General features: G+C 41.3%; 3 protein-coding genes. 2 read left to right on the forward strand and 1 reads right to left on the reverse strand.

The genetic code is table 11. From position 1 onward, the window contains the following. Positions 1-42 precede the first annotated feature (42 nt). The gene (locus KW844_RS19140) at positions 43-2,472 is read right to left on the reverse strand and encodes a M4 family metallopeptidase (protein ID WP_218378390.1); all 2,430 of its coding nucleotides are present in this window, start codon (positions 2,470-2,472) and stop codon (positions 43-45) included. A gap of 362 nt (positions 2,473-2,834) precedes the next feature. On the opposite strand from KW844_RS19140, the gene KW844_RS19145 reads away from it, so the two are divergent. Beyond that, positions 2,835-6,377, forward strand: coding sequence for a hypothetical protein (locus KW844_RS19145; protein ID WP_218378391.1), 3,543 nt, complete (start codon positions 2,835-2,837; stop codon positions 6,375-6,377). A 19-nt stretch (positions 6,378-6,396) separates the two neighbouring features. Further along, positions 6,397-10,806 carry a DUF6443 domain-containing protein gene (locus tag KW844_RS19150; RefSeq protein ID WP_218378392.1) on the forward strand — a complete coding sequence of 1,470 codons (4,410 nt, stop codon included), beginning with the start codon at positions 6,397-6,399 and terminating at the stop codon, positions 10,804-10,806. Positions 10,807-11,337 lie beyond the last annotated feature (531 nt).

The raw sequence follows: 11,337 nt of genomic DNA on the forward strand, positions 1-11,337 counted from the left end.
TCGCTTAAGGCATCAGGCTGATAAAATCAAATCAACTACTTTCTATTTCTGCCCCACAATCAGAGGTTGCCTTTCCTTAGTACCGTTATACTCAATTTCAATATAGTACAAACCTTGTTTCAACTCGCTGATATTGAGTTGCGCTGCGCCTACATTCGTGAATTTCTGTTGCTTTACCCGGTTACCCATCTGATCAAACACCGTAACTACCTGTATTTGCACAGCCTTTTCCGCGCCTGCCGCTTTCATCATATTTCCATCCTGTTTCTGGGTGATACTGATCGTATTAACTGCCGGATTCGGTGATACTGCGAACAGCGTCATCGGGCACGGTGCGTATACGGTAACACCATCATTCACCGTTTGATTGCATGCATTTTTAGCAGTGATATTCACTCCACCGCCACCTTTTACAGCCACCCATGAAGTGGAAGAAGAAGGGCTGTAAATATTGATCTGACTTGTACTTCCGCCCGGAGTGGATGTCCATACGTAATTGGTCAGCGGCATGTTGGGCGATGCGGAGATAAACCAATCCTGCCATCCGCCATCCCTGCAAGAGCCACTCATGGTGGAGGTGAGGCGCATGGTAGGTATGGTAGATACGTCCTTGGAGATGTTGATGCAGTTAGGTAAACTGGCCGTCAGTGTAAAGCTGCCAGCGCTAACTTTAGTAAGTGTCACGCTGTTGCCGGATATTGCCATAGACGCTACACCTGTCGGGTTAACTGACCAGGTAACAGTTTGACCGGATGGTACGCCGGTGCAGGTGTAGGTAGCCGTACTACAGAAGCCCTCAGGACCGGTAAGCACCAGCGGAGCACTAGGTCCGGCAGCACCTACTCCCACTGCAAACCAGGCATCCTGCACAGCTTTCACCTGGCAGCTGCCGGCACCGTACAAGTCAGTGGCAGCGCTGATCATAGCGGTTCTAGCCGCGGAATAACCACTGTTGGCATTCAGGTAAAACTGCTGCGCGCGCCATACAATATTGGCTGCCACATCCATCGTTTGCCCGATAACCCTGTAACTGTTTCCAATATCATTGCTACCGGAACCACCTTCAGACAACAGGAAAAACCAATGGCTAAATACAGTGCTGTTGGTATGTATAGCAGCAGCAGAAAAAGGATCGCTATCCCAGTAAGTACCGCCATAGGTATCTGGGTTGTTCTTAAGGTTAGGATTACGCATGCTGCGCAAACAGGTGTAGTCTTTCACGATATACTCTCCTATTTCCCAGCGGTCGCAGCAAGCATTTGCCCAGCTCTCTACTACCGACGCCCAGATGTCGCTCAGCCCTTCATTGAGCATACGCGCCTCCAGCGTTCCGTTTAACGCACAGGTAGATTGCGTAATACCATGGGCAATTTCATGGGCTACTGCATCTATCGACACCACTGGTTTAAACTTAACATCCCCATCTCCAAAAACAGCCCTTCTCACAGTGGGGTCCCAGAATGCATTATCCATAGTGCCCCCGTGTGCAAAGGATTCCATGGTACCTCCAAGGTTATCGTAGCTGTTGCGGCCACGCACAGTAGCCCAGTAATCAAATACCATTTCAGCACCCCAATGAACATCATGACCGGCATTAGCGGTAGTCCAGTTGGTGGTGGTCCCGTTAAAATCTGTAAAGCCGGGATTCGTAGCGGAACTGGAACCATGATTATCGAAAGTATGGATATTGGCGGTTCTGCCATTGGTAGTACGCACTTCACGCAACCGGTAATTGCCGGTGGTATTATTGTCCATGGTCACATTGCGGGTGCCCCAATACAGGCAAGCTACCGAACCGGGCACGTTTACATGCAATATGCGCGATTCTTTAGCCAGGATGCGGCCAGTGGCAGCATCTACAAATACATCCAGGTCCAGGGCAGGCTCCAGGGCTTTAATGTGGAACTGCCACGCCAACCGGAAACTCTTTGTCTGCCGTTCATCCTTAAAAATAATCAGTGAGCCTTTGGGATACAACGTGGCCTTGGGATCGCGCTCTACTTCCCGGTAACGGGCCTGCACAGCTTCATCCTGCCAGCCGTACTTCGCTGCGTGGATATCGCTGAGCGCATTGGCCAACGCAGCACTTTCATCTACACTAACGGCTACGGCTACCTTGCCGATATCCTTCAACTCCCCGTCAACAGACTCGATAATACCATCGCGGCCATGCACGGCATAACTGCCGCCCCTCACCGGGAAGCCTTTGTAATACTGATTAAAATACTGGTGACTACGCCCATTATCCTCTGTTACGCGCCTGGAGAATCGCAGACTATCCTCCGCTCCCAGCTTCAGCGCTGACCTTAAAAAAACGGGTGCTTCGGTGGCACGCACGGGGCGCAGCTTTGGGTCAAGCCGAAGGAAGCGGGGCCTGCCGCTGGCGCTTGTGTCTGTTTCTAAAACCTGCTGTGCATGGAGGGATACATGCGCCAACAGTACAAAAATCAATAGGGTAATTTTCATTTTCATAAAACGCGGTTTTAAATAGTAATGCAACAATTTTAACCGCATCCACTGCCATTATATAGCAATGTGTAAGTTTACGGGGTAACGGTAGGGTATATACGACAGATCCTGATAAGTTGGAGTAGAGGTAAATAAAATAATTTCTTTTAACAGAGATGCCCCTTTCAGTTAAGAATGGCAGCCATAAACCGTAAATAAATAAGCTAAAGCATCTAATTGAATAATAAGGGAATAAACAGTGTTTTTGCTTCTAAAGGTAATTGTATCTAATTTGTCCAATAGTTGTCTTCCAGTGAACCCACGCCCAATTTGCGGCTGAAAGTCTGTTGCAAAGATTGCTCTATACCGATATGAAAAATTAACCAATGAATGTAAAAAGAATTTTAATGAACACTGGAACTAGCATCAGTATCGTTCCTCAAGCACTATTATTAGTACTGGCATTAGTGTCATTTACAGTAAAAACCCATGCACAAGCAAAAAATTACACGCTACCTCAGATTGTGCCAAAATCTCCGGATGTAGCCCAGATGGAAAAATATGGCGAAATTCCCGTATCACAGAGCACGGGGACTACCAATGTATCCATTAACCTTGCGACTATTGAGGTGGGCAAATTTACACTTCCGATCAACCTGCGCTACCAAAATAATGGTCTCAAAGTGGATGAAATAGCCTCTTCTATTGGGGAAGGATGGGTCTTGGACGCAGGTGGCATGGTATCCTTCAACCAGCGCGGTACTAATGACTTTGGCCCATATGGCCTCATGACAATGGGCACCACCAATCTTACCAAGTTCTTTAGTGGAACTATGACAGAGTTTGAACGAAGCAATTACCTGGATCAGGTGATTAATGATTTGCAAGACGGTGAATATGATCTCTATCATTACAGTTTACCTTCAGGTGCGGGGTCGTTTTTCTTTGAAAACCCCAATAAAGCGGTCCTAATGCCCAAATCTGATTTACAGGTAAAACATCTGACAAACGGCATTCAAATAAATGACAATCAGGGAAACCGGTATTACTTCAATTCAATTGAACGTTCTGGTATATCCGATCCTACACAGATAGAAGTAAGAGCCTCTTTCAATGATATTTCTGCTTACAAGTTAACTAAAGTAATAACTGCTGAAAACCGCATTATTGAATTTAAATACAAGTCTTACAGTTTCAACTATTCCAAGACCAAATATAAGATTGACCATCTTAACACTTTAGGTGCTCCTTCAGGGTGTCCTATTTCTATGGTAAACACTTTTGATGAACATGTAGAAATTGAATACCTGCTACCTGATTCAATCATATTTGATCAGGGTTATGTTAAATTTAACCAAAGTCCAACTTACAGACAGGATATAATGCTAATTTCCAGTGGTGCGGCAATACCGTCCATTACAGGCTTCCAAATCGGAAATTCAAATGGACAAAAAGTAAAAGAATTTTACTTTACTCAGGGGTATTTTGACACTAATAAACGTCTGAAATTAACAGGAATCACAGAGCAGAACAATAATGTCTCTGCAAGAAAATGGAACTTTAGTTACTATAATGAGATGTGGGCATTTCCTAGCTTTTATGATTACAGCAAAGATCATTGGGGATATTTTAATAATGCTGGTAATACATCTCTAATCCCGGAGGCAGATTACACCAAAATTGCTTACTTATGGAAGTCCTATAATATTACATATGCTAATCGACAAAGCAATTTTAGTGGTGCACTCACTGGTATGTTAAAAGAGATTACCTATCCAACAGGAGGTACAACCTTATTCGAGTATGAACCGAACCAGATAAAAGTTCGTGCCTATTCAGATATTCTGAATAAATCACCTTTTTTCAAAATTGATAATGCCAGTTCTTATGTACCCTTGGCAGGTGGGAGTACGTTTGACAACACGACAGGCCATGTAGAAGGTTCCTTCACCCTTGCTGAGGATAAATATGTTAGAATGACTGCATTTGTAAACTATGACCCTGACTTTTTTGAAGACCCTCAACTATCATTCACAGGTCCCAAATTAGATGACATAGGCAAGGCCGTCTCAATGAACTATGACTATGTTACCAGAACATCCGGGGGAGAGGTATTTGCTTTACTTCCAGCTGGTACTTATACCTATTCCCTTACAGCTGGACGTACGTATGATCTCAACACAAACCAATATATACCAAGACATTGCCAATTTTACATCTATGTTGAAACTCCCAATCCAGCACAACCCTTTATTGTAGGGGGATGCCGGATTGCTAAAATTTCCACAATAGAGAATACCAGCAGTCATCCCAATGTTGTCAAACGCTTTATTTACAGTGATAGTCTTGATCAGGTAACGTTCCGGAATATACCAAATTACCTATCCCGCCAGACGTCACTTGTTGTAAATCCAAATGCACAACTCACTTGCTACGAATGTGGGAATCTGTATACAATTCATGATGAAAGTGTGGTTCCAGCAGCAGGAAGTCATATTGAGTACGCTTTTGTAACGGAATATGATTCCAGCGAAAACAAACTGCTTGGCAAAATAGAAAATAGGTTTCTGACATCTCAGAATATTGCAGGTAGTTACGGCCAACCATTCGTAGCACCCGTAAATACAAGTTGGAGGGGTGGATTGTTAGCTAATCAGAAAATTTATAAAGGGGAAGATAAGGACCATTTTGAATTAGTGCGTGAAATTAATAATGAATATACAATCAACAGCGGGTTACATATGGTAAATGGAATTAAGCTTGATTATGGCGCCTATTGCTCTGCATCGGTCGGAAGAATTATTAACCAAAGCCTGTCCACCCTATTTACAGAACAATACTACCTGTCAAAAACGGTCACTACAGACTATATTTCGCCAACACAAAGCATTTCAACAGTAACGAATACAACCGCTAATTCTACATTCCACAACTTACCGGTCACCACCTCACAGCTTACCAGTACGGAGCAGGTAGTTACAGCAAAAACCCTTTATTCTTTTGACTATGATACCACTTTAGTGTCTAACACTATAGCGAAAGGCATCAGAAACCTAAAAAGACTGAATATTTTGGTGCCGGTGGAGCAATTGCAAATCAAGTCCTTAAATGGTATTGAGTACGTGACCGATGGCATTCTCACCTGCTATCGGGATGATAAGGCTGTAACGGGCAAAGTATTGCAATTGAAGGTTGCTACCCCAATCCCGTTGACTCAATTTGTCCAAAGTTATATCAATTCAGGTGGTGATTTTATATTCGATAGCCTCTACGAGGAGAAAGCTACATTTGACAGTTATGATAATTACAATAACGTTACTACCTGTCATTTAACGGGCAATTTACTAATGTCATATTTGTGGGATTACAAGAATATTTACCCGATTGCTAAAGCCACCAATGCTGACGGAAATGACATCGCCTACACATCCTTTGAAGCTGATCAGAAAGGGAACTGGCAATTTTCAGGTACTCCAGTGACAGATATTAATGCACCAACCGGAAATAAATATTATAATCTGTCTGGAGGAGTTTCAATAGATGGCTTAAATACAGGCAAGACCTATATTCTCACGTATTGGACCCCAGGGCCTAATGCTTTTACAATTAACGGAACACAGAATGGCTATCCTGTAAAAGTAAAAACTTTAAATGGATGGTCGCAGTTCATGCATGTTATCTCAGGCATATCCACGATCAATTTCCCTAATAACGGCCTGGTAGATGAACTTCGGTTATGCCCTGCTGATGCCCAGATGGAAACGTTTACCTATGATCCTATGATTGGCATTACCAGCCATTGTGATGAAAAAGGAATGATTACCTATTACAGCTATGATCCTTTTGGGCGTTTGTTGCTAATCCGCGACCAAAACGGGATGATAGTCCGTCAATTCGATTATCAGTATCAAAAACCTTTTAACAATTAGTTCCAAATTCATACGATCAATGAAGTCCTATACCATAATAATTCTTATATGCTGTATCTACATAGGTTCGGTTCATGCACAAACCGGCATACCTGTCGCTGTACCAGGTGCCTATACCACGAATTCCATAAACTATGTGCGAACCTGGGAACCCTCACTTCCAACAACTGCAGCCTCCTTTGTTGTTGATCCATCCCGGACAACCGCCGAGGTAAAACAGTCTACCCAATATTTTGATGGACTTGGACGGCTGCTACAAACGGTAATCAAAGGAGCCAGTGGTAATAACAGAGATATCGTTGCGCCAATAATCTATGATGAATTTGGCCGTGAATCCTATAGGTATTTACCCTACGTACCTACTACTGGAAATATCGACGATGGGAAATTTAAAATAGACCCGTTCGCTGCACAGAAAATTTTTTATGAAGATCCTGCATTAAATCCTACACTTCAGGGTGAGCAGTTCTTTTACACTCAGGTTGAGTATGACCAATCACCACTTAACAGAGTCATTAAAACTTATGCGCCAGGAAACAGCTGGGCACAACCAGCTGGTAGTCAACCTATTAAAACGGATTTTAATGTAAATACATTATTAGATTCAGTAAAAATATGGAGTATGACTGGTACGCTCCCTACTTTGGTTGGTGAATATGGTGCTGGCCAATTGTTTAAGTCTGTCGTGTCAGATGAGCACAATAACCGAATCATTGAGTATAAAAATAAAAATGAACAGCTGATACTGAAAAAGGTACAGGAAGCTTCCCCCCCCCCTGGTGCTCACAGTGGTTGGTCCTGCACTTATTATATTTATGATGACTTAGATAAATTACGTTTTGTAATTCCTCCGGTAGCAGTGGAAAAGATTATTGCAAACATTCCCGTATCCGTAGTAGAAGAGGAATATTGCTTTCAATATCAATATGATGAACAAGGCCGCATGATCTACAAAAAGATACCGGGTGCCAAACCGGTTGAAATGGTGTATGATATACGGAACCGATTGGCCTTTTGCAGGGACGGGAACATGAATAAAAACGGTAATCAGTATTGGATAATGACACTATATGATGACCTAAACCGTCCGGTAGAAACCGCGCTTTACCAATCTGACATCTCCAGGGAATCGCTACAGGCTGCAATGAATACCGCAATAAATACAGCTGGCAATTCCAGTTATACTTTCCCTGGCATTAGCGACCTGTTGGTGGCAACACATGACCGCAACACCTACATAGCCACCAACAGCATTACTTTCGAGGAAGGATTTGAGACACCCATTAATGCCGAAATACAAGCATATATCGACCCTACGGCAAACCTTGGTGTAACAAATTTCTCGATAAATAATCCACTGCCGAATCTCAATACTGCGTTAATCACGCCACTTAGTTATATTTTTTATGACAACTATACTTTCCCTGGCAGCCAATCCTGCATCACCAGTGATCTGGCAAAACCAATTGCAGGGAACAATCTATATACTGTTGCATCAGTAGCCACTGCACAAACAATCGGGTTGGTTACCGGTGTCAAAAACAGGGTGCTGGGTACCAATCAATGGCTCACTTCTACTACCTACTATGATTATAGGGGAAAGCCTATTCAGGTAATTACCGATAACATCACTAATGGACAAGAAATTGTTTCCAACTTGTATGACTTTAATGGTAAACTGGTAAGTAGTTATCTACGACAAAAAAATCCAGCAAGCGGTGTTACACCGGAAACAAAAGTTTTGACAGTCAACGATTATGACCCAGCCGGCCGTATTCTGACCATCAGCAAACAAATTGACGATAATGGCCCTTTAAAAACAGTTTCACAAAACGAGTACGACGCACTTGGTAATATATCAAAGAAAACTCTAGGCAATGGTTTGGATGAATTATCCTATGATTATAATATTCGGGGATGGTTGCTTGGTGTAAACAGAGACTTTGTATCCTCTCCCACAACTAGTAAATTCTTTGGTTTTGAGTTAGGATATGATAATTCTAAGGCAGTTATTCCGGGTACTACCTATGTCCAACAACAATATAATGGCAACATTGCCGGTACAACCTGGCGGAGCAGAACTGACAATATAGGACGTAAATACGATTATGTCTATGATCGATTAAACAGACTTACAGCGGCAGATTTCAATCAGCAGAATAGTGGAAGTACATCCTGGACAAAAGACCTGGTTAATTTTAGTGTCGATAATATTTCCTACGATAAGAATGGAAATATTGCAGCCTTAAAACAATGGGGCATGAATGGCGGCACAAAGACCATTATTGATGACCTGAAATACGACTATAAAAATGGTAGTACTAATAAATTAAACCATGTTACAGACGCCAGTAACAATCCTTCCAGTATGTTAGGAGATTTTAAGGAAATTAATAAAGATGAAACGCAGGACTACTGGTATGATGACAATGGTAATCTAACCAAAGATAACAACAAGAATATTACTGCTATCAGCTACAACTACCTCAATCTTCCTGAAATAATTGACATAACCGGCAAAGGTAGTATCCGGTATTTTTACGATGCAACAGGTAAAAAATTGCGTAAGGTTGTGTATGACAATACTGCTAATCCAGCCAAAACTATCACAACTGATTACGAAGGGAATTTTGAATATAAAGAAAATAGGTTGGAGCAGTTCTCTCACGAAGAAGGACGTGCACGCGCTATTGTTGCATCAGGAGTTCCTGTATCTTTCGTTTATGATTATTTCGAGAAAGATCACCTCGGAAATATCAGAATGGTCCTAACTGAACAAAATAACATGGCCATCTACGCTGCTACAATGGAAACAACTAATGCCCCCACAGAAACATTACTTTTCAGTAATATTGACAATACCAGAGTGACAAAGCCAGCGGGCTATCCTGCGGATGGAAGCTCAGCAAACAAATCTGTAGCTAAATTGAGTGCACAGGGTACCTCAAAGAAAATCGGACCTTCTATAGTCTTACGTGTAATGGCCGGCGATACCATACAGATCGGTGCTAAGGCATTCTACAAATCCATCGGCCCACAGTCTAAATCCAATCATACTCCTCAAGTGGAAAACATGCTGGCAGATCTTCTTGCGGCCTTCGGTCATGGTAATGCCGGTACTGGTCATGGAAATACGGCACAATCACGTCAATCGCCTTTCAATACGGATTTTTACAATCATGATTATCAACGCCTAAAAGAAAAGGATACGGATAACAATAAATCTGACAAGCCGAAAGCTTATCTTAATTTTGTTTTGTTTGATGATCAGTTTAAATTAGTAGATAATAATAGCGGAGTTAAACAGATTAAAGGAGAACCGGATCAGTTACAAACGATTTCACAGGACAAAATGCTGATCGAAAAAAGCGGGTTCCTATATGTTTATACCAGCAATGAAAGTCAACAGGATGTGTATTTTGATGATGTGGTTGTTACGCAATCGACTGGCCCAATATTGGAGGAGTTTCATTATTACCCATTTGGACTGACAATGACAGGAATTAGCACAAGTGCTCTCCAAGCACCAGCTTATGTGGAAAACAAATTAAAGTATAACGGAAAAGAGCTGCAAACCAAAGAGTTCAGTGATGGCACTGGCTTGGAATGGTATGATTATGGCTCAAGAATGTATGATGTACAATTAGGAAGGTGGCATTCACCAGATCCTCAAGCTGATAAATTTTATCCTACATCTCCGTTCTCTTATACTGTAAATAATCCCGTCCTACTTTCAGATCCGAATGGAGAAGATTGGAGTATTAATATTACCAAAGACAAGCAAGGTAAATTTGTCGTAAATATTGTAGTTAACGCGGCTGTCGTAAATAAGTCTGGAAAAAAAATTGATTTAGACAACTATATAAAGACTCAATCTGCAATATTTTCCAAATTATTATCGATGGATAGAAAAGAATTTTCGATCACCTCAACCCTTAATATGAGGGCGGTTGAAAAGGAAGAAGATGTAAAGACGGAGGAACACTTAGTTAAAATAGTTGGCGATGACTTCCTCGAAAGTGGTGTTATAGGACAAAGCCAACTTGGAGGAACAGAAATCACTATGAACTCAAGCTACATCAATTCTGATGGCACAACTGATAATAACAATGCTTTGACACACGAATTTGGGCATACAGGAGGCCTAGACCATCCATTCTCCTTTGGGGATAAAATTACTGTACCAGGAGAAGGCTTATTGGGTAGCTTGTTTCCAAGAAGTGCACCTGCTTACAATCAGAAAGAGGTCGATCTAAAAACTAATTTCATGACTTACCCTCAGAGATATCTGGACGCTCGTACACCCCAAGGAAAGGCAAAATATCAAGAGATAATAAAAAACCCAGGTCAGGCAACACGAGGTCAACTTGCAGCAATATTAAGGTACTACTATTCTGGTTTTCTGAATACTGGGCGAAAATTATTTTAATAACTTCAATAATGCATAAATTTAAATCAATCGGAATTCTGATATTACTCCTAACATCCTGCTGTATTTCTAATAAACATTTGGAGATTAGCGGATTAGTGTCTAATAATGAAATAATTACAATCTTAAATAATAGGGATACATTATTAAGCTTCCAAGCAAAATGCAGTACATCTCCACAAACTTGTTTTTTTTCCAAACAAATTTTGTTGAGAAGCACCGAAAGCAATATCTCACTTAGGGTAACAATTGATTCACTAGGAATAATTATCAAAGATGCAGTAGTACATGTGACTGTGAACAATCAAAGTCCACTCATAACTATATTAGAACGCGATTCAATTCAAAACCAAATAAAAATTTTTATTAGTGACAAAAGTGACAGCAATTATCATAAATTATAAATAATAAATATACTTATTTGTATAAGTCCACTTATTAGACCTAGCCATCACAATGGTATTAAAATTTTAAATACAATTGTGATGACTAGGTTGGCATGTTAACTCCCTCTAAATTCAAATAAAATAG

The sequence above is a fragment of the Chitinophaga sp. sic0106 genome (assembly GCF_019219075.1).
Classification (GTDB): Bacteria; Bacteroidota; Bacteroidia; order Chitinophagales; family Chitinophagaceae; genus Chitinophaga.

Bases quoted from the DNA above. Each gene is read 5' to 3' on its own strand.
- KW844_RS19150 (WP_218378392.1), top strand. From the start codon at position 6,397: ATGAAGTCCTATACCATAATAATTCTTATATGCTGTATCTACATAGGT.
- KW844_RS19140 (WP_218378390.1), bottom strand. From the start codon at position 2,472: ATGAAAATGAAAATTACCCTATTGATTTTTGTACTGTTGGCGCATGTA.
- KW844_RS19145 (WP_218378391.1), top strand. From the start codon at position 2,835: ATGAATGTAAAAAGAATTTTAATGAACACTGGAACTAGCATCAGTATC.